This window comes from Bacillus sp. SJZ110 (assembly GCF_006715455.1).
Lineage (GTDB): Bacteria > Bacillota > Bacilli > Bacillales > Bacillaceae > Bacillus > Bacillus subtilis.
Genome location: NZ_VFNF01000002.1, coordinates 880,282 through 904,504, shown reverse-complemented (window position 1 = coordinate 904,504; position 24,223 = coordinate 880,282). Strand labels below are relative to the sequence as shown.

2 protein-coding genes are annotated in these 24,223 nt (G+C 45.6%); both read right to left on the bottom strand.

From position 1 onward, the window contains the following. Positions 1-40: 40 nt before the first annotated feature. Positions 41-7,675, bottom strand: coding sequence for a beta-ketoacyl synthase N-terminal-like domain-containing protein (locus tag FB592_RS09925; protein WP_103803886.1), 7,635 nt, complete (start codon positions 7,673-7,675; stop codon positions 41-43). A gap of 14 nt (positions 7,676-7,689) precedes the next feature. Further along, positions 7,690-24,156 carry a non-ribosomal peptide synthetase gene (locus tag FB592_RS09920; protein WP_141949475.1) on the bottom strand — a complete coding sequence of 5,489 codons (16,467 nt, stop codon included), beginning with the start codon at positions 24,154-24,156 and terminating at the stop codon, positions 7,690-7,692. Positions 24,157-24,223 lie beyond the last annotated feature (67 nt).

Genomic DNA, 24,223 nt, shown 5'->3' with positions numbered 1-24,223 from the left:
CAAAACGCCCCCTTTTAAAAGAGGGGGCGTTAGTGTTTTCTCAGCGCTTCACCAATTCATCTGTTTCTTTTTCTTCCCTCGCTTCATGTTTCTTTCGGAAAGCCTTAAGGAAATTCGCATTCACTACTCCCCTGTTTGAATAGAGCTTTTCGCAAAATTCTAACATGGCTGTTGACGCTTTCGGTTCGGTTAATATCATGAAGTGGTTGCTTGAATCGACATCCACCAGGTGGAAATGGGGAATTTGCCGCTCCCATTCCTCCCAATAGGCAGCTTGATCAAACGGTTCTTTTTCATTTGATAAAGTGAAATAAGTGTCTAAATCACCAAAGAAAGACCTGCTTTTGTTGCGGAAATAATAACATTTTACCGTCTCAGGATCAGGGAGAGGCTTAACAGTGTACGACTCCAAATCATAGGCGCGCTGTGTTTTCATCATTTGCTGAGTCTGCGCACGTATTTGCTTATCTGGTTTGTTTAGCCCTCGTTCTTTTGCCAAGTCAATCAACTCAGACAGGAATTCTTCATCCTCTAAGCTTATGTCCACCTCTTCACGGCTGATGAGAACATCCGTAAGTTTTTCCCGTTTCGCAATCGATGCCAGCAGCGTATTAATTGTTTGCAGCATTGACGTTTTCATAGATGCCTCATTCTCTTTTGTCTCAGAACGATATGGGGAGTCAATCATCACCATGCTTTTGACAGCAAGGCCTTGGCTTTGCAGCTGGCGAGTGACTTCATATGCAATCATCCCGCCTAAGGAATATCCGCCTACATCATAAGGACCTTCAGGCTGTATGGATCGAATGATCTCTATATAATAGGAAGCCATTTGTTCAATTCCGTGCAAAGGAGCAGAATCAGTCATGAATCCTCTGGCTTGAATGCCGTAAAAAGGGCGCTGGCTCTTTTGTGCAAATTGCTGATAGATTTCAACTCCTCCTACTCCGCCATGGAACCAAAAGACAGGGCGCCCCCGCTTGCCGTCATTTAACGGTATCAATTCCGGAAACGTGCGAGCTTGATCATTTTGTAAGGATGTATCCTCCTGTTTCTTTGCGATCAAGTCCATCATGTCCTGAACAGTATGGCATGCTTGAAGCTCCGTCAAGGCAATGAGAGGGTCCACCTTTGATTGCAATTGCTGTAATAACTGTATGCAAGAAATTGAATCAAATCCATACTGCTGCAATGGCTTATGAGGCTGCAGTTCATCCGGAGCCATCCCTAGTACATTTGCTAATATGTGATGATCGCTGCTGTTGTTGATACGCTCATCCTGTGAAACAGAAGGCGTATTCTCTACTGCTTGAAAGCCGTTCCAGCAGCTTCTCTTTTCAAATGGATAGGTTGGCAACGGTATTCTGCGGGCACCTTTTCCTTGATAAAGCTTCTCCCATGGGATTTGCACCCCTTTTGTCCAGCAAAACGCGATCTTTTCAAGGTTGTTTTCAGACAACAAAGTCTCGATCACCATTTCTCTTAATGGACCATCCAGCAAGGCTTCGAGATCTGACGAGCCATTTTCTGCATTTCCGCTAAAGACAGGTATAGAACTTTTCGGCTTATCGCCTTTTTCTGCAGCTAAGTGTTCTTGCAAGCCGATTACCAGTTCTTCTTTACTGCGGACGACGAGCGCCAGGCGGTCTTCCATTTCCTCTCGGCCGGTTTGGAGTGTATAAGCATAATCTTGTAATGACAGTGCTTGTTGTTTATTCAGATAGTCAAGCTGCTGTTGAACAATTGCTTTTAGCCTGTCTTGATTCTTTGCAGAAAGAACTACAATGTGGGCACCATTCTCACTCATACTAACCGGTGGTTTTGGTAAAGGAATATATTCTTCTAAAATGACGTGCGCATTTACGCCTCCAAAGCTATAGCTGTTGATACTCGCTCTGCGCGGAATTTTTTTGCCTGCATCGTCACTTAAATCCCTCCATTGCTGATTCTCGGCAGTCACTCGGAAACGGGTGCCCTTTAATGACACCTGGTCATTCAAAGACGAAAATCCGGTTATGCCTGGTATTGTTTGATGCTTCATCGCCATGCTGACCTTCATAAGAGCAGCCATGCCTGATACGAGTTCACCGTGTCCGATGCTCGGCTTTAAGCTGCTGATATAACATGGCGCTTCCTCCCGTACTTCCTGTGGAAGTTCCAATTCGAGCTGACTGCAGCCTGACTTTAACGCCTCTATTTCTATCGCGTCTGCCAATGGAGAGGCGATCCCATGCGCTTCTATATAGGTCACCGTTTTGGGATCAATTTGCGCTCCTTGATAAGCCTTCAGCATTGCATCCTTCATGCCGACCGGATTTGGCGCGTGAAGTGACATTCCCCTGCCGCCATGCGATACACCTGAACCTTTAATAACCGAATAAATATGGTCAGAATCTTCAATGGCTTTTTGCAATGGTTTAATGATGAGAACTCCTGCTCCTTCACTTCTGACAAAGCCATTTGCATCTGCTTGAAAGGATTTGGCCAGCCCTTTCTCACTCAAATAGCCCATTGAGTCGAAGCCAATAAAGCCTTTTGGTGAAAGCAGCAAATTCACAGCCCCGACAATGGCTTGCTCACATTCGCCGTTTCGAATGGATTGTATAGCTCTGTGCAAAGCCACGAGAGCTGAGGAACAGGCAGCTTCATAATATTCACTTGGCCCTTTTACATCAAGTGCATAGGATATACGGTTTGGAATTAGGGAAGGAACCACAGCTGTATCCGTATTGCCGGCTGCGACAAATACTCCTGTCGGGCGGCTGGATACAACCTGCCCTGTTAAGCCTGCATCTTCCATCGCCTTCCATGCATGTATCAAGAGCAGAAACTCCTGTGGGTCCATATGCGCCGCTTCTTTAGGCGATATGCCAAAAAACAGGGGATCAAACTCACCTATTCCTTCTATAAAACCGCCCCATTGAAGGCTTGATTGCCCTTCCTTATCGGCTGCGGCATATTTGCGCCAGTCCCAGCGGTCTTTCGGCACTTCAGAGACACAGTTGTTTCCTTGGATAAGGTTATCCCAAAATTCCGTTACGCTGTTTGCTTTCGGAAACTGTCCCGACATGCCGATAATGGCTATGCCGTCTGCCGCGTGTTCGATTGTTTTATCCGTGTTCGTCTCGTATGCCGGAATCTGTTTCATTTGGTTTTCGATTTGAGCTGGGCGTTCTTCCTGCTGATGATCTTCACCAAACAGCTGAGCAAAAGATGCTTCATGTTTGTCCGCAAAAAAGTCGATTAGCTCTTGAATAGTCGGATACTCAAAAAACAGAGTCGGATTTAATTCGATCTTTGTCTCTGCTTCCATCTCCCTTGTCAGTGCAACCAATTGAGAAGAATCGATTCCAAAATCCATGATATGCGCTTTTGCAAGAGACAATTTTGACGGATCGGCCATGTTTACTGCCAGTTTATCTGTTACATAGCTTCTGATACGATCTTTCAGATTGCTGGCTTTGATGGCCTTATTTTGATTTCCTCTTTGATTCGAAATACGAAGCTGTTTAAGCGAGTAGCCCGAGTAGTGCAGCACTGTTTCTGACGACTCATTGATCACATCTACATCAAACAGCAGCATGTCACCTGTATTCTTAACCAATGTAATCAAAAGCCAGCAATCCCCTTTTATCGTTTGCTTTGTAAACTGGATATCATTGATTCCAAACGGCAGGAAGCCGCCTGTCATGTCAAACTGCTCTAAGAAACTGAGGATAGCCAAGTACGCGCTGTTTGTCATCAATGGGCTTACAATGTAATGGTGCCCGTTTGCCAGCCCGCTTTGGGGCAGGCGAATTTTTGCCAGTATAGACTTGTGATCTCTGTAGAGATGAGTAATTGTCTTAAATAACTCTCCCCATTCAGGACCGTTTCCGGTTTTATACATCTGATCGATGTGATGAAGCTTAGTTAATGAATGCTTAACGTTCTCGATATTGACTTTTTTGGGCTCAAAAGAACCGATCCCGCATTGTCCGATTGCGGCAGGCTTCCACAAACCGGAGGACGGCTCGCGATACATGATTTGCAGTTCTATGACTTGATCTTTTTGCAGCGGCTTTGCCTGAAGTTCAATGGTCTCGCCTTGTTTGATGACAATTGGACTGATATAACTTAATTTGCTGATACGGCCGCTGTTTTCCTCAGGGAACAGGTTAAAAAATGCTTCAATGGCCAGACTGACATATGTGGCACCGACAAGCATCCGTTCATTGTTGAAGACGTGTCCTTGAACGTAAGGCTCATCATAAGTGAATTGATCTTGAATGACCGGCTGATTGATATTGTCTTCAACATCTGACGATTTCTCATTGATAGACGATACATCGAAATGAAATGATGTATTATGGTCAAATGCATAGTGAGGCAGATGAACCCAGCCTGATCGGTTCCCTATATCAGCTTCTTTAAAAGCAATCGATGCCCCTTGTGCCCATTGCTCTGCTGCGTTTATTTCTCTATCCCTAGATGCTGATTCTGCACATGGCTGTAAATCGAATGATGTATAGATGCCTTGCTGGAGTGAGCTTTCTCTTGATGTTCGGAACACCTTTAGTTTCTCGATCAGCTCTTGAGTCGATGTCACTGTAAATGCAGCCCTATGCTCTAAATTATGGTTTCTCCTGTGTAAAGCCTGTACAACGGGTTCAATATCCAGAGAAGCTTCCTTCTCTAAAAACAATTGCATATTTTCTAGATAGCTAAGCAGGCTCCATTTTGTTTTGGCTGAAAAAACGGCAGTGAATTCCTGCTGGCGGAGAGCGATATGTTCTTTCTCAGGGGCCGTCTCCATATATTCTTCTATAATAAGATTGGCATAGGCTCCCCCCGCTCCGAAGGAATTGATCATGCTTCTGCGAGGCAATTGTTTACCAGTTTCAGGATCATTCAAGCGATGCCATGGCTCTGTTTCTTCCTGAAGATAGAAAGCCGTGTGTTCCAGCTTAATATTTGGATTGACAGGCATCGCATTAATTGTCGGCACCAGCGTCCCTTTCTTCATCTGCAGCAGCACTTTTGTCAGCTGAGAAATACCGGAAGCCGCCTCTAAATGACCCAGATTGGATTTGACAGAGCCTATCGCACAAAACTGTTTCTTGTTTGTATATTGTTGAAACGCGTTTGTTAAGGCAATTACTTCAATAGGATCGCCCAGCGCCGAACCATTTGCCGCCGATTCAATATAGCCGATAGTCTCTGGATCAATGCCCGACTGCTGAATCGACTTGACAATTAACTTTGCTTGCTGTTTCGGGTCCGGAGCTGTATACATCTGTCTTCCGCCGCTATGGTTGGCAAAACTGCTTTTGATCACAGCGTAAATATGATCCTGATCTTCCATTGCCTTCGAAAGCGGTTTTAACAGGACAGCTCCGATGCCTTCCCCGGGAATAAGCCCGTTTCCTGTGCCAAAACTTTTGCTTTGATTGCCGCTTCCCAGCAGATTGGCACGCTCCAAAGAATCATATTTAGAGAGATCGAGTGTTAAATTGACACCCCCAGCAATCGCCATTGAGCAGTTTTTCAATTTCAGGCTTTCACACGCAAGATGTATGGCGTTTAATGAACTAGAGCATGCTGAGCTGACAGCGATACTCGGTCCGGTCAGGTTAAAAAAGTGGGAAACGCGATTTGCAATGTGCCAGTCTCCCCCATTTGAGCTGAGGACTGCCTGCTCTAAAGATGGGATATTCCAAAAATACTGGTTATACATATTCCCTATAAAAACACCTACTCCGTCATCATCCCGCAATTTATCCAGCCGGGTTCGCGTATAGCCGCCGTCCTCAAACGTTTCCCAGACGGTTTCTAAACATAAACGGAGTTCCGGTGTCATTTCCATCACCCGGTTTTGCTCCACCTCAAAAAGCTGATGGTCAAATGCCTCTATATCTTGTAAAAATCCGCCATAGCGTTTCTTATTTGCCGGATTTTTTGGATCTTTTGATAATGTTTTCAATAAAGATGTGCGCCATCTGGATTCCGGTGCCTCTGTAATACAATTGTCTCCGGCGATTAAATGCCCCCAAAGCTCTTCTAAACTGTTAGACATCGGATAGCGCCCGCTTACCCCGATTATTGCGATATCTTCTGTACTAGAATCATTAAAATGTGTTCCTTGCAAATTACTTGTCTTTTCTATTTTTGGTGGTTCAGTATTTGCTAGCTGAGTTTCCGTGACTTCCTGCTCTGTAACAAAGCGGCGTGTATGAAAAGTAAATGGCTTATTAGGATCTGTACGCTCTGTTTGAAGTGGAGCTTCATTTTTTGCAGGCTTCGTTTTTTCCTTTAACAATGCTGTCCGGAGCTTATTTTCATGCCCCTTTACTAAATATTCGACGAGTTCTTTTGTGTTGTTATGTTCAAATAAAATGGTTTTTGGAAGCTCTCCCGTCACTTTTTCTAATTCACGAATGAAATTCACCTGCAAAATCGAATCAATTCCATACTTCTCAAATGTCGTATCTTCGTGAATGCGTTCTGGTGATAGTTTGATTGATTTTGCCAGCGTATGCTTCACAAATTGTGCCGTTTGTTCGATGAGAGAATCGCTTTCCTGTGAATGATCGATTTCAGCATTCATTTGTATATGGCTTGGATCTTCTTCTGCCCCCGTTCTCTTCTTTTGACGGACGACTCCGTTACTTTCAGCGGCAATGATCTGCTGGCCGAGCTGATGCGATTGTTCAGCCATAAAGGAAACATAGCGAAATCCTTCACTCTCAAGCACCGTTTTCCAAGTATCTGGATACAGGCCCGGGCAGCCCGGAATGCGGAGATCAGGATCCTCATACAGCCACCAGCCCTCTAAAAGGCCGAACGTCAAATGCGAATATATATTATGATCACTTATTTCATTTAAAAGGAGCAGCCCGTTTTTTTTCAAAACTGCTTTTGCATTTCGCAATGTCTGCCGGATATTTTTTGTGGCATGAAGCACATTTGCCGCGATGACCGCGTCGTAGCCTCCCGTATCAATATGCTGTTCAGACGCCGGCTCCTCGACATTAAATCGTTTATATGTCAAATATGGATTGTCAGGACCATACTTATTTTCTGCATGCATTAAAAAAGCTTTAGACAGATCTGTATAACAATATTCTTTTATATGTGTCTGCCATGCTTTCAATTTTTGAAAAACAGCCGCGCTTGTCCCGCCGGTCCCGGCTCCGATTTCTAATATTCGAATCTTCGCCTCAGGCTCTTGCTTCAGACGTTCTTGCAGATAGGCTGTTAACGTATCTGCAAGCACATCATTAAAATAGTCTGCGACTTGATTGTTTTTATAGACCCCTTCTACTAAATCCATAGATGAATTCGGAAACAGGATATCGGTGGCTGACGCCTTGCCGGTCAGAATCTCAGGCAAGGCTTTAAGTGCTGTCTCCACCAATGTCACCATGGCTTTCATATTATTGTCTTGAAGCAGGTCAAATTTTTGTTCATTCCATTCTTTCCACAGCTCGCTCATGGTGCCTATTGAGCGTGTTGGAACATATCCGTTCTCCGTTCGCTTGAGAAATTGATGCCGTTCTAAAATCGATTGGCTTTCTTCAAACCATCTGCCATAGAAATTCTCCAATACCGGCTGGGATTTACTTTCTGTGAAAAACCCTATGGACTGTAATTGTGCGAAAAGCATTTTACAGAGAATGTCTTCTGTGTTCAGCATTGGCGCTTCCCCTCCTATAACAGTTGTTGAATCTTTGTGCTGTCACCCGGGTGATAGCTTCGCAGCTTTTGAATGGCGGAGCCGTGAGTTTCCGGGTACACTTCAATCGTTTCTTCTGCCTGTTCCGCTTCATCATTCGTTTCGTTTGCCATTTTCATCATTACTAGCTGCTTCAGCGGTCCCCCGAGCAGCAATTCCAAAGCTTCCATTGCTTCAGGGGCTTCAATTGAGCCTATGCCTGCCTGAGCCATTCTCTTCTGGTAATCCTGTGATGAAACAACACCAATGCTTCCCCAATAACTCCAATTCATCACGGCTACTGTACAAGGCCATATGTGAGACAGCCGCTGTGCAAAAGCATCCTTAAAACTGCAGCCCGCAGCGTAATTGCTTTGTCCGGAAGCTCTTGCAAACGATTGTACGGAAGAGAAAAACAAAACAAAATCCAGTGGTTCATGCCGGAAAACTTGAGCCATTCGCACGCTTACATCAACCTTTGCAGCAAGAACGTTTCTGAAACATTCCTCACTCATATTCATCAGGCTTCGGTCTTGTAAGACAATCGCAGAATGGATGATGCCGTTGATTTCATGATGCGTTTGTTTCATTGTTTCATACGCGCGTTCTAATTCCTCTCGGTTAGCCGCATCTGCTTGAATGTAATACGGGGCTGGCCCTAGACGTGCAAGTCTGTCCAGCTTGCTTTGAATGGCTGCATCCTTTTTCCTTCTGCCAATCCAAACGATCTGCGCCTGATATGTTCTGATCATATATTCACTCCACGCCTCACCAATACCGCCAGCTCCGCCTATGACAACATAAACACCTCCGTGCTTATACTTCGTGTACACCGGTTGATTGTTGTGTACTGGAATTAGACGAAGCTTATGCCAGACCTTGTCTCGATAGGCCCACGTATTCCCTTCTTGATCGGCAGGCAAGGAAAGGAGTTGAGATAACGGCAGGTCTTCGTATTTTTTAACATCGATCAGCTTTGTCTGCCAATTTGGATATTCTTTTGACATTGAACCGATCAGGCCGTGCACCCCGGCATCGACCGGGTCGACAATATCATGCTGATCAACATATTGTGTGTTCACCGTCACGACCGTCCAGCTTATCTCCTTCTGTCCATAGCCTAAAGAAAGCATTGCCTTAATGAGCCTATACATTTGAATGACGCCTTGATCTTGGGCTTCAATCATTTCATCGCCGACTTCGCACTCTGTCACACGAGAAGGAGACATCCACACGATGTGGTCAAACGATCCGAGTGCTTCAAGCTGGCCTGTAATTCTATGAATTGATGCGTTCGGCTCAATGTACAGCTCCTTGGCAAACGGAAACTCCCTTTGAACAGCTTTTCTGCTGTTGTCATCCCCTCCGAGGATGACAACACGCTCATCAGCAGGCGAAATGCTCCTCTTCTCCAGCTGCACTCGATCCCATATCGGCGCCATAAGAAGCGCTCCGTTAAGAGTTGCTTTGGAGTTTCCTAGTGATGTCGGCCCGTCTGGCGGTTGTATGCCTTCTTCCAGCAGCCTTGAGGTAATCCCCTTGATTCTTACACACACTCGGCCTTGTTCATCACACAAATCAATATCCAGTCTCTGTATTTTGTCCTCATTAGGACGAGATGTCACAGACACCCACATTTTATTTGTACACGGGCTGAATATTTCTAGCTCTTGCAGTGCAAAAGGCAGAGAAAGCTGCTCGTCACCGGAATTCAGCTTTAGCCCGATCGACGCTTGTAAAGCAGAGTCGGCCATACTTGGATGAAGAACGAATTCATTCAGTGTGTGAGTTACACCAGCAGGCAGAGAAAGCTCTGCCAAGGCTTGATTGCGGCCGATGTAAAGCCGATCTATCCCTTGAAAACCAGGTCCGTAGTCAATGCCGATCGCCTTAAACAATTCATAACACTGGTCGTGTGAGAGTGTGCTTAAACTGCATTGGTCTTGAAGCGCGCTGATATCCTGGACTGGAATGTCTCCTGCCCCGCGGATTGAAGCACTGCCTTGACAATGTATCTTTCGATCATTGTGTGCAGCCTCTGTATAGACGTTAAAAGCAATCTCGCCGTCCTGCTGGGGATTTAGACTGATATCCACTTGCACAGGCTGGCCGTCCGCCACAATCGGCTGCACCCACACAACATTTTTGATGTGAATAACAGATTGTTGATCTTCGGTTCTTCTCACTGCTCTTGTAACGGCAGCATGAACCATCTCAAGATATGCCACGCCCGGCATAACCGGTTTCCCCTTCACCTTATGATCGGCGAAAAAGAACTCAGCACCTGTAAAGGCCGAGCTGAAACGCTGCTCTGACAAATCAGATGTGTTGACATGTATCAATGGATGCAAAGCTGCTGATTCGACTGTTTTTAAAGCTGTTTGATGGGCGGCTGCCTCCTCTTTCGTATCCGTTATCCAGTAGCGTTCTTTCGCAAATGGATAGGTAGGGAGGCTGATGCGTTTCGGCTGTTTGCCGTCATACAGTTTACTCCAGCCTATTTCCATGCCTTTTACCCATAAATCAAGCAGTCTTTCATATATGTGAGGCTCCCAGCTATTGTTGAGCGTTTTCTGTACTTCGTCATCTGATCTCAATGTTTGTGCGATACCTTTTTCTGCTCTGCCTCTGTACATGTACTTCGCATTGGTGCCCCCTTCTATAAAGAGGTTCAGTTTTTCCAGCAAGTCCCCAGTCGAGACAGCGATGATCCCTAATCTCTCCTCCATTGCATCACGCCCCTCTTGGAGTGTATAAGCAATATCAGTGAGGTCACGAGCAGTGATAGATCGCTTGCTGATAAAGTCTGCTAATTGCCGGGCTTGGTCTTTCAGACGATCTTCATCCTTTGCCGACAAAATAAAGATGCCCGGGTGCTGCGCTGTCACAGCTGGTGCTGTTGCAGGATGGGTTGTTTCTTTCGGAATATATTCCTCAATGACCACGTGGGCATTGACGCCGCCTATCCCGAACGAACTGATGCCTGCGCGGCGCGGCAGCTCTCGGCCGGCTTCATCCCGAAGCGCCTGCCACTCTCTCGATTCCTGCACAATATAAAACGGGCTGTCATCCAGTCTGATATATGGATTAACAGTTTCACTGTACAGACTTTTGACAAGCGTTTTATGCTTGAGCTGCAATAACACTTTAATGACACCCGCCACACCGGCCGCCAGCGATAAGTGACCGATGTTTGTTTTCGCTGATCCAAGTCCGCAATGGCTGCCATGAACAGCCGGGTCCCCCGTTTTTTCATACAGCTCTTTAAATGCCGCTTTTAAGCCGTTGATTTCTACTGGATCGCCCAGCTCGGTTCCAGTCCCATGCGCTTCAATATAAGTTACAGTTCTTGGATCAATTCCCGCTTTTTCATATGCTGTTTTTACGACATCCGCCTGAGCTTTCGGATTAGGAGTCGTTAGAGAATTTGCGCGGCCACCGTGGTTTACCGCACTTCCTTTAATGACACCGTAAATATGATCACCGTCTCGTTCAGCCGCTGTCAGCTTTTTCAGAAAGAGAATGCCGGCACCTTCACTGACTGCGAATCCATCGGCTTTGTCAGAAAATGTTTTGCATCTTCCTTCTTTGCTCAGCGCCCCGGCCTTATCATAGGCGATATGGCCTTGCGGAGTTACGACCGTGTTGACCCCTCCCGCAATCGCCATTTCACAGTTTCCATTTTCAATGGCGCAAACCGCATGATGAATGGCGACCAAAGAGCTTGAGCACGCAGTGTCGATCGGTTCACTCGGTCCATGAATGTTCAGGAAATAACTGACTCTATTCGGTCCTGCAGAAGGACTCATATTCGCAGCCGCTGAGCCTTCGATGTCTACATTTGACAGAAGTGAACTGTACCCTGTGTTTCCTGTCCCGATGAAGATGCCCGTTTTGGTTCCTGCCAGGCTTCTCGCTGAGTGTCCCGCTTCTTCTACCGCCTTCCACGCATAGGTCATTAACAGGCGCTGCTGAGGCTCCATCTGCTCAGCCTCCAGCGGAGATATGCCGAAGAACAATGGATCAAAGTCAGCTACTTCATCAATAAAACCGCCCCATTTGACGTTTGTTTTATTCGCTTCTTTCAGAGGGTCTCCGTAATACTCCTGCCAATCCCAGCGATCTTTTGGAACCTCTGTAATACAATCCGTGCCCGATAACAGGTTCTTCCAATATTCCTCAATGTCTTTTGCCTTTGGGAAAACGCCGCTCATCCCAACAATCGCAATAGGCTCAGGCTTGTGATCAGCTTCCTTTTGCATTGGTGTTGCCGAAGGTTTTACAAAGCGGTTTTCGGTCGAAAACATCATATTTTTTATATTCTGTTCGACAGGCTGCATCAGCACCTCAGCTTTGGCAGGCGTTTGAGCTGTAAAAGCATTTGGATATTCTTCTGACAGATACCCTGCAAATGCATAAACAGTTGCGTGCTCAAAGAAGATCGTAGGCGTAAGATCCAGCTTGTACTTCTCATTCAGTGTATTTGCGAATTCAGTTAACGTAATCGAATCAAATCCATATTGATTAAACTCCATGTCCGGGTCAATCTCTTCAGATTTGATTTTGAGCAATTGAGAGATTGTTTGCTTTAAAACTTCTTGAATGTGATCGAACATATTCCCTTGATCCATTCTTGCTTCAGATGTCACGGGTACTTGCACTGTTTTCATTGGCACTTCATCAGAAGACGGCTTTTGAGTCAGCTTTTCCCTCATCATGTCTTTGATTCCTTCCATGACGATGACTTGATCTTTGCCAAATGCCAAAGCTTTATACAGCGCTTGAATGCCGGTCTCGGTCCGCATTGGAGTCACACCTGTGTTTTTCAACGTCATGTTTTCAATTTCTTTATTCGCGCGCATGCCGCCTTCTTTCCAGAGCGGCCAATTGATTGACAACGTTTGTCCGTGCCTGTACATGGCGGTTACAAGCGCATTCCGATAAGCAGCATAACTGTCCATAAATGCATTAGCCATTGCATAATCGGCCTGTCCCGCGCTGCCGGCAACACTTGATATTGAAGAAAAGAGAATAAAGAAATCTAACGCAAGATGCTCGGTTGCCTCATCCACATTCACAAGCCCTTTCACCTTAGGAGCGAGAACTTGTGTCAGCTCTTCATTAGTTTTGCTCATAAGATAGTTATCTTTAATCAGCCCAGCGCTGTGAATGACACCATTCAAGTCTTCGTAATCAGACGTAATGCTTGTGATAAGCTCGGAGGCTGCTTCCGTTTGTGTCACGTCAATCTGCCTGTATTCTGCGCGAGCCCCTAATTGCTGAAGTTCGTTAAGCTCCGCCTGCTGATCCGCATTCAACGCGGATCTGCCTGTCAAAATGAGCACAGGCTGTTCGGCTTGGCGAGCAATCTCTTTTGCAAAAATAAACCCAAGTCCTCCTGCGCCACCCGTGATGAGGTATACACCTTTATCTCTCCACGGCATGCTTATTTCCCGATCATCTATTTGCATTTCATCCAGATCATTGATGTACCGTTTGCCTTTTTCATATTTGATGTGCTGATCTTCTGTGTGCCTTTTATTCTCTTTCAGTTTTTCTATCACACTTTCAATATTTTCATGTGAATCGATTTCAATCGTCTGGCCGATTAGTTTTTTATTCTCCATACCGGCGGTTTTAAGGAGCGCCGATAGCCCTGAGAATGAGTACTGCTTTCTTTGTGCAGAGGTAAGCAACTGGATCAGAACATTGCCCTGAGGTCTGCTTTTGAGAAGACCCTGGACCGTCTCAAGCGCTTGTTCGGCATAATCTTGGAACCTCTCTGCAAGTCCTTCGCGGAATGACTCCAAAACGATGCATTCCGCTCCTGTCATTCTTGATTCAATGCGATCTTTTGAGAGGCCATTCATGTCGCAAAGCATGACAATGTGCCGTTCGTAATGAGGCTCCGGACTTTCTTTTTTAAAATCCTTAGGCACCCATTTTTCTTCAAACATCAGGGTTTCCAGCGTTTGATCAGATTCCGCCGATCCAGAGCCGCCTTCCGCTGATCTGAAAGATAATCCTTTCATCCGTACGCAAACATTGCCGCTCTCATCTAAAACATCAATATCGCGCTTTTGCACCTTATCAGTTGCCTTGCTGCCTTGGCTGTATCTTGCGTAGACCCACATTTCTGACGAACATGCTCCGAAGACTTCAAGCTCCTGGACCGCAAAAGGCAGTGTCAGCTGGTTATCCCCGGCGCCTGTCAAAATGCTTGACGCCTGCAAAGCAGAATCCATCAGCCCAGGGTGCATTTTGTATTGGCTGAGCGTATCTGCAGCTGACGGATGCAATGACAATTTTGCCAAAACAAATTGTTCAGCTGTATAGATTTTTTTCACTCCGCGATAAGCAGGACCATATTCAAATCCAATCATTCGATAGGTGTCGTATACTTCGTTTACGCTGAAATGACTTTCCTGACACTGCTCCCGCATAGATTGCAAATCAACCGCCGGCAGACTTTCAGCAGGATTCAATACCGCGCTGCCTTGACTGTAGACGATTGACTGTTCGCCAGTAACGTCTGAATGACCATAGATTTCATAAGAGATCTCACCATTTTCTCCCGGTAAAAGCCTAATGTGTACTTGCTGTGGCTGATCCTCTACAACAATAGGCCGCACCCACACCGCATTCTTTAGCTTCATGGTGCACGGTACACCTTCTACCTCTGCGGCCTGCTCAACAGCTGCCCGCGCCAATTCAAGATGAGCCACTCCCGGCAAAATCCGTTGGCCTTTCACAACATGATCAGCAAGGAAAAACTCTTCTCCCGTATAAATAGAGCTAAACCTTTGTTCCGAGAGATTCGATGTGTTTTGATGCATTAATGGATGCAGCATGGCTCCGCCAAGGCGGGAGGCTGCTTGATTAGCATCAGTGCTGCTGCTTTTTTTAATATGATCAGAGATCCAATAACGGTCTTTTGCGAAAGGATACGTCGGCAAGCTGATGCGCTTTGGCAGATTCTCGCCATACAATTTCGTCCAGTCTACATCAAGCCCCTTTACCCATAATTCAAGCAATTTTGCATACTTTCCCCGTTCCATCCATTTCTCGATGGCTTCTTGAATCTCTTCGTCCTCTGTCAGCATTTGGAGTGTGCCTTTATCAATCCTGCCTTTAAATACATCCTCCACACCGCTTTTGCCTGCTGCAAAGTCTTTTAACTTTTGCTGTACATCCTCAATGGAACCGGAAATAATCCCGAGACGTTCTTCCATCGCATCCCGTCCGGCTTGCAGTGTATAAGCGATTCGGGCGAGATTTACGTCACTATATGTTTGCTTATCAAGCGCATCTGCCAGCTGCTGTGCATGTTCTTTTAGCCGCGCTTCATTTTTAGCCGATAAAACGAAGATACCCGGATGTTCCGGCGTGATGGATGGTATATTCTCATCGGATGCTTCCGGAATATATTCCTCGATAATCACGTGGGCGTTTACCCCGCCGATTCCAAATGAACTGACACCTGCCCGGCGAGGAAGCTCTTCTCCCCGTTCATTTTTCAGCGCTTTCCATTCTTCCGTTTCCCGTACGATATAGAACGGACTGTTTTTCAGCTGAATGTATGGATTCACGGTTTCGCAATGCAGACTTTTCACTAAGGTTTTATGCTTAAGCTGCAATAATATTTTAATAACTCCTGCTGCACCGGCTGCCAGCGATAAGTGGCCGATGTTTGTCTTTACAGACCCTAATCCGCAGTAAGGATTGGCTGATGTGTCTCCTTCATTTACACCCAATGCTTTAAAAGCTGATTTCAAACCGTTAATTTCAACCGGGTCTCCAAGCTCCGTCCCGGTTCCGTGGGCTTCAATGTAGGTCACGGTTTTCGGATCGATTCCCGCTTTTTGATATGCCGACTGAATAACATCTGCCTGCGCCTTCGGATTGGGAGTCGTTAAAGAGGCTGCACGGCCGCCGTGATTGATTGCACTGCCTTTTATGACTCCGTAAATATGGTCTCCCGCTTCTTCAGCCGCTTTTAATTTTTTCAGGAACAGTATGCCGGCACCTTCCCCATGTGCAAAACCATCGGCTTGATTTGAAAACGTCTTGCATTTTCCTTCTTTGCTCAGTGCTCCCGCCTTATCAAAGCTGATATACACCTCAGGAAGGATAATCGTATTTACACCGCCGGCTAATGCCATGTCACAAGTGCCTTCCTCAATTGAAGAGATGGCATGGTGGATCGCCACTAGTGAACTTGAGCACGCTGTATCAATCGGTTCGCTCGGCCCGTGCAGATTAAGGAAATAACTGACCCGGTTCGGACCGACCGATGGGCTCGTATTGGCTGCCGCTGATCCTTCTATTGCCGAGTTCGCTTTAGATAGAAGAGAGCTGTATCCTGTATTTCCCGTTCCGATGAAGACGCCGGTCTTTGTGCCTGACAACCTTTTCGCCGAATATCCTGCATCTTCGATCGCTTTCCAGGCGTAAGTCAGCAGTAAGCGCTGCTGAGGTTCCATTTGTTCAGCTTCACGCGGGGAAATGCCAAAGAATAATGGATCAAAATCTGCAATACCATCAATAAAACCGCCCCATTTCACGTTCGTTTTATTGACTTCCTTCGCCGGATCACCTTCATATTCACGCCAATCCCATCGATCTTTCGGGATTTCCGTCATGCAGTCTTTGCCCTCTTTTAAGATGTTCCAGTACGCCTCAACATCTTTCGCCATAGGGAAAATCCCGCTTATGCCCACAATGGCAATTGGCTCAGGCCCTGCATCACTCTGTATGGCGTTTGGCAGCATGACTTGCTGCTTTCTGCGTCTTTTAGCTTTGGCACGCACGGCTTGTTCCTGTTTCGCAGCAGGCTGAAGCTGAGCCGATGCTGCGCGCACAGCAAATGTCTTCGCAAATACCGATTGATATTCTTCTGACAAATGCTTGCCAAACGCATGAATCGTCGGGTGGTCAAAAAATACGGTTGGCGTCAGCTCTAACTGATAGGCGCGATTGATATGGTTGGTGAATTCAGTCATGGAGATAGAATCAAAACCATACACCGTCATCTCAGCATGATCATCAATCGTTTCAAGCTTGACCTTTAACAGCTTAGCGATCTCTCGCTTTAACATCGCCTTTACTTTATCCAGCAAACTGTCTGTATCAATGCTATTTATTTGTTCAGTCATGTGTTCTGCTTCCTTCTTTTCCATAGGTGCGGAGGCTTTTTTTGCCAGCATGTTTTGTTTTATTTTCTGCACATCGCCTTCGATCACCATTACTTGGTTTGCCTCTGAATGAAGTGCTTGATATAATGCCTGAATTCCTTTTTCCGCCCTCATAGGAACAATACCGGCCAGTTGCACAAGCCTTTTCTCAGTTTCTTGATCGACCTGCATGCCTCCATCTCTCCATAAAGGCCAGTTTACAGAAAGCGTCTTCCCATGCCGCTGGCTGAGGCCGGCAAGCCTATTTCGATAGCCTGCATACATATCCATAAATACATTGGCTGCCGCATAGTCAGACTGGCCAATGCTCCCTAAACTTCCTGAAAGAGATGAAAAGAGAATAAAGAAGTCTAAAGGCAAATCCTTGCTCGCTTCGTCTAGATAAACAAGCCCTTTTACTTTAGGCGCCAGTACATCGTGCAGATCTTTTGCCTGTTTATTAACCAGGTAGCTGTCCTTGATGATTCCGGCACTATGAAGAATACCGTTCAGACGGCCATATCTTTTTTGAATGTCGTCAATGAGCTGATAGACTTCAATTTTATTGGTAACATCTGTTTGCCGGTAGGTGATGTCAGCCCCCTTGCTATGAAGCTCTTCCAGCTTTTTGCTTTTGCTTTCGCTAAGAAGTGAGCGGCCTGCCAGAATGACTGTCGCATTTTTCGTTTGTTCCGCAATTTCCTTTGCAAAAATATGACCTAGTCCGCCGGCACCTCCTGTAATGAGATAAACGCCATTGTCTTTCCACGGTTTGCTGCCTTCTCCTTTTGCCTGTTTGATTTCACGCCAATCAGCAATATACCGTGTCCCGTTTTGATATTTGACATATGAATCGCTGCTCATTTGATTTTCTAACAGTTTGCCAGCAATGCTTTCTCCACTTTCTTCACTGCTGACTTCAATCATTTGGCCGGTTAGTTTGGCATTTTCCTGACAAGCTGTTTTCAGCAGTCCTGTCAACCCTGAAAACAATTGCTGTTCTCCCTCTGCAGAGGTTACGATCTGAACGAGAATGCCGTCCTTCGGTTTCGTACGAATGATCTCTTTTACCTTTTTAAACACTTGTTCTGTATAAGAATGGAAACGCCCATCTACTGAAGAAGGCCTTGCTTCCAGGCTGTATACATGGACATCCTCGATGGCTGCTTCAATCTGTTCTCTCGTCACATGATCATATTCACATAGGAACACGAGATGCTCTGCATATTTTTTTGCTGCCGCGCCTTCAGCTGCCTTTTGTTCTTGCCAAACGGGCTGAAGCAATAAAGTTTCAGCGTTCATTTTTGATGGTTCGGTTTGTATATCTGCCTCCATCACTCTCGTCGAAAATCCTTTCATCCGCACGCAAATTGTGCCATGCTCATCGCATAGATCAATATCGACTTTCTGTATCAAATCTCCCGGTTTGTTTTTCGAGTTGAATTGAACATAAACCCACATGTCAGAAACGCACTGACCAAAGACCTCAAGTTCCTCCAGGGCAAATGGCAGTGCTGCCTTAAAGTCTTCAGTGTCTGAAAGTTCCGCTCTGACGACATTTTGCAAATATTCAGCCGCCTGTAACGCCCCATCCATTACACTTGGGTGAAGAACATAATCGTCTGACGTATGCAAGACAGATTCCGGCAGTGATAATTTGGCAAGCAGCTGGCCGCCGCCTTTATATACGGCCTCTACACTCTTGTAACCTGGACCGTAATCGGCGCCGATCATTCCTTCATAAAACGAGGCAGCATCCATTTTGCTTTGATCACATTGTTTCTTGATCTTAGAAAGATCCAGTGCTTTTTCTTGCTTTAACTGAATCAATTCCGCTTTACCTTGGTTATATACAACTGGTTCTGCATCAGCGGATTCCGGCTCGCCATACATCCGATAAGCAATGTGTCCGCCATCCTCATCGTAAAGTCCGATATTTACCTGAACCGGCTCACTTCCTGCTACAACCGGGCGAACCCACACGACATTTTTCAGCCTGATTCCAGTTTCATGATCTTCCAATCCGCCAATTCCTTGTTCTATAGCGGCTCTTGCCATTTCAAGCGTGACCGCCGCCGGCAAAATCGCCATGCCTTTAATGATATGCTCGGCAATAAAATACTCTTGTCCTGTGAAAATAGAGCTGAAACGCTGCTCTGACAGAACCGATGTATTATGGTGCACCAAAGGATGCAAACGCAAAGGTTCAATTGTTGTCATATCGCTGGCGCTGCTTTCAGGCCAGTATCGTTCTTTGGCAAAAGGGTATGTCGGCAAGCTGATGCGGCGTGGCTTTGTATTTGGATAGAGCCTGCGCCATTCAACGTGAAAGCCATTTGCCCACATCTCGGCAAGCTTTCTCAATTCTTCTTTTGATATCCGTGCTGAAGCCATATCATCTGCTTCAGCATTTCCAAGCAGCTGTTCAGCGGATGTCATTCTCGTTTTTTCTCCTCGAATACAGCCTTCTGTGAGCGGCTTTCCAGTCACAAAAGCTTCCAGCTGATGTTTCCATTCTTCCAGATCGTTCACTATAAAAACGATCCTGTTATCCATTGCTTCACGGCCGACTTGGAAGGTATATGCAATATCTCTTAAAGAGAAATGCCTTTGCTCGTCTTGTCTGATATAGGACAGCATTTCCTTCGCGTATACTTGGAGCCGTTCACTATTTTTAGCTGATATAGGAATGATGTAAGGCTGATTGCCTTCGTTTTCGGTACCTGCATCAGAAATGTTTTCATATTGCTCAAATATTGCATGGGCGTTAGTTCCGCCAAGGCCGAATGAGCTCAGAGCCGCCCGATGGACACCTGCGTGTTTCTCTAACGATTTTCGTTCACGGACAACATAAAAAGGAGAGCTTTCAAACTTTATATCCGGATTCGGCTCCGTACAATTGATGGTCGGTGCAAGTTCATTATGGTATAAACTCATCGCAACTTTAATGCATCCGGCTAACCCCGCAGCTGTATCCAAATGGCCGATATTCGTTTTTACTGAACCAATTCCGCAAAATTGTGTTTTGTCGGTGTATTGCTTGTACACTTTATTTAGCGCAGACATCTCAATAGGATCGCCTAATTTCGTTCCCGTACCGTGTGCTTCAATATAACTGACCGTTTCAGGATGGATCTTGGTTGTATCCAATACATGCTGTATCACTTCTGTTTGGCCTTTTACACTAGGCGCATAGAAGCCTGCCTTCTCTGCCCCATCATTATTGATGCCTATTCCGCGCATAATGGCATAAATATGGTCTCCGTCTTTTACGGCATCCACAGCTTTTTTCAGCAGGATGACTGCTACGCCTTCACCTCCGGCCATTCCGTCCGCCGAAGCATCGAACGCCTTTACATGCCCGTCGCTTGAAAAATTCAACCCGTTTTGGTGCACGTAGCCGATCGCTGATTGTGCGTGCAATGTTGCGCCTCCGACAAGCGCATATTGTGATTCGCCCGATGTCAGGCTTTTGTATGCTTGATATAAACCGACTAGTGATGAAGAACAGTTAGAATGAACAAAATAGCTTGGCCCTTTTAATCCGAGCTTATGTGAGATCATTGTGGGAATGGTTCCGCTTTGGGCTAAAACCCATGAGACATAGCCATCCGGTGATTCATGTCCTTCTGTTGTCTCCTTCGGCAATAACGTTCTATATGAATTGCTGCTTGCAGACATATATACACTTGTTGCCGGAATCTCCTTAGCCACATATCCTGCATCTTCAATCGCTTTCCAGGAGTGCAGCAATAAGAGGCGGAGCTGAGGGTCCATATACTCAGCATCTTTTGGCGAAATTTGAAAGAAACCGGGATCGAATAAGTCTTTCCCTTCGATCACAGATTGCACCGGCACATAGTCAGGATGCTGTATCAATTCTTCGGGAACTCCATTTGCGCGAAGCTCTTCTTCAGAAAAGAATCGTATGCTTTCTTTGCCTTCTTTGATGTGGTTCCAGAAGTCATGATGATTTTTCGCACCCGGGAACTGGCAAGATATCCCCACAATCGCAACACTGTCGTCAAAATAAGGAGGAATCTTCTGTTCTAGGTGTTTTCTATCTTTTTTGATATCATAATGATCTTCATTTTGTGTCCCGGCTAGATCTGAGTTTTTCATCTCCAAAATGTATTCACTGATTGCACGGATCGTGGAATACTCAAACAGCTCAGTAACATGAAACTCACAATCGAATTCTTTTTTGATTCGTTCAGCCACAGCTACAGCCAGAAGCGAATCGCCGCCCGCATCGAAAAATCCGTCTTCCGGCCCAATTCCGCTGACCTTGAGCGTTTCCTCCCAAATGCGCAGCACCTGATCCTCTATTTCCGTTAATTGCAAGTGATTTGGTTTCCTTCTGTTGAACACGATATCGCGTTTTTCTAATTCTTTACGGTTCACTTTTCCGCTGGGCGATAATGGAAGCTCATCTAAGCGGATAAAGTGTGAAGGTATCATATATTCGGGCAGACTCGATTTTAGATGAAGGCGCAGATCTTTTGGATTGGCAGAGGCATGTCCGCTTTCCTCTGTATAATAAGCAGCGAGCTGTTGATGGCCCTCCAGCTGCTTCACCACTACCGCCTGATCTAAAATGCCCGGAAATTCACTCAGCTTTGTTTCTATTGCGCCCAGCTCTACGCGAAAACCGCGTATTTTGACTTGGCTGTCAATCCGTCCCAAGTATTCTATGTTGCCGTCAGGAAGCCACCTTGCTGAATCACCCGATTGATATAGCTTCGTCCCTGGTTCAAAGGGATTATCAATAAATTTTTCAGCCGTAAGCCCCGGCTTTTTAAAGTAGCCTCTTGCTAAGCCGGCTCCAGCGATGCAAAGCTCACCAGGCTTTCCGATCGGGACAGGCTTCAAATGCTGGTCCACAATGTAAATTTTCGTGTTGGAGACAGGCTTTCCAATCGGTGTATGGTGACTCGCGATATCTCCTTTTCCACATCCGAAATACGCAGCGTAAATGGAGGCTTCCGTCGGTCCGTATATATTTTCAACACGGCAGTTTGTAAAGAGTGATACCGCCTTTTTCACTAATTCTTTAGGGAAGGCTTCACCTGCAACCATCATATACTTCAGCGGACCATCCTCTGTGAATCGCTTGTTGTCTTTCGCTATTTCTAAAAAAACATGCAGCATGGCCGGCACAAAATTAATGTGAGTCACTTTATATGTTTCAATATAATCCATGCAAAGCTGCGGTGATTTCTCCCCATTAGGCGGAAGAATCACAAGACGGCCGTCTCCAATAAACCATCCGAATAATTCTGAGATCGATACATCAAACACATAGTTCGTCTTCAATAGATATGCATCCTCAGCCGTTACAGGATAGTGAGATTCAAGAAAATTCAGGGTATTCATAATGCTCCGATGCTCTACCATAACCCCTTTAGGCTCTCCAGTGCTTCCCGATGTATAAATAATATAAGCGAGGTGTTCCGGTTTTACTTCCCGCTTTAAACCGCTGCTTTGCTGGTCTGTATAATCGTTTCGGCAAGCTAACTCGATATTGATCGCTTTTACACGGCTGCCAGTTAATCCGCTGATCCTATCATGAACGTTAGGTTGGGTGAGGACAATGGATGCCTGACTGTCTTTGAGCATGTACTCTAATCGTTCTTGCGGAAAACTTGGATCTAACGGCACATACGCTCCGCCAGCTTTCAGTATTCCTAAAATTCCGATGATCATATCAAACGAACGCTCTGCACAAATGCCAACGGGCTGTTCAGGTCCAACACCCTGATGTTGAAGGTAGACTGCCACAGATGTGCTTTTTTCATCTACTTCTTTATATGTAAGTGATCTGTCTTCAAACATCACAGCAACCGCATCAGGGGTTTGTTTCGCTTTTTCCTCAAACACCTCATGTATACACTTGTCATTTGCGATGTTTGTCCCTGTCGCATTCCATTGTTCCAGCAAACTAGTTTGTTCTTGATTTAATTGCAAAGAGTAAGCTTCAAGCGGCAAAGACGGGTCCTCCATCATGTGCTGCGCGAGCTTCATATAGTTCTCCATCATGCTTTCAATGGAGGACAGTTCGTACAAATCAGGGTTGTACAGAAGATGAAGCACTGTTTCATTTTCTTGCTCATATATTTCGAGCGCCAGCTCAAATTCACCCTCTTGCCGAATGTCTTCAATATATTCGATGCCAAGCGTTTGATACGGTTCGAGCACTTTTTGCAAACCTGTTGCCTGAAAAAAATTTTGGTACAGAAAGGCTGTTTGAAAAACCGGAGAATCCGCGGCCGAGCGGTCTACATTCAGCTCTCTTACCAATGCAGGGAACGGAAACGCCGCATGATCCAGACCGTCAGCCACTGTCAGCTGCAGTTCCCGAATAAATGCTGTTAATGGCTGAGATCCGATATTCTTGCTCCGAACAGCCATCATATTGATAAAATAACCGATTAGGGTTTCAAATCTGTCTTCTTGCCGACCCATTGTCGGAACGCCAACAATGATATCCTTTTGTTTTGTATAATGATGCAGCAGTACTTTGTAAATGGAGAGAAACACAACCGATTCATTCACATGATTGGTGCGGGCAAACGATTTAATTTGATTTCTCAGGTGATGGGGGAGCAAGCTTTTATAAGCTTGCCCCTTGAATTTTCGTGCTGAAGACCGCGGACGGTCAGCAGGCAAATCAAGAACTGGCAGACTCCCAGACAACTGTTCTTTCCAGTAAGCGAGATGCTCTTCCCCTTCTCTGCCAGTCAGCATCCGTTTTTCCCAATCGACAAAATCGTAATAATCAGCTGTTGATGGCTGCTGCAAGGGTTCAATCCCATTCAGCAATTGTTGATACGCTTCGAATAGCGCCGATATCAATGTCAGCATCGACACACCATCAAATATGATATGGTGAATTGTTATAAGAACAATGCATTCTTCTAACCGATGAAAAAGGTGTGTGCGCCATAACGGACCAGCTTCCAACTGGAAAGGTTCTTTTGCTTTTTCTTTTAGAAAAGGCAAAATATCTGCTGATTTCATTGCTGATATATCCTCTTCCACAAAATAAAGATCCTTTGATAACTGAACCGATTGAAATGGAATGCCATTTTCTTCTTGAATCACACTGGCTAAGACCGGATATTGTCTCTGTACAAACAGAAGGGCTTTCTTGAACGTCTCTGCATGTATTGGTTTGCTGAAGCGAAAGCATAAAGGAATGTTATATGCACTCATCCCAGGAGACATTTTTTGAAGCATCCACAGCCCTTTTTGCCCTTCTGAAAGCGGGCTTTTCAACTGCCGCTTCATGCCTTTAAGATGTTCTTCCACCTCATAAATGGTTAATTCTCCTGATCTGAAGGCATCGAGAATTTCT

Coding starts and splice junctions, on each gene's coding strand:
- FB592_RS09925 (WP_103803886.1), bottom strand. CDS start 7,675: ATGCTGAACACAGAAGACATTCTCTGTAAAATGCTTTTCGCACAATTA.
- FB592_RS09920 (WP_141949475.1), bottom strand. CDS start 24,156: ATGAAGCGGCAGTTGAAAAGCCCGCTTTCAGAAGGGCAAAAAGGGCTG.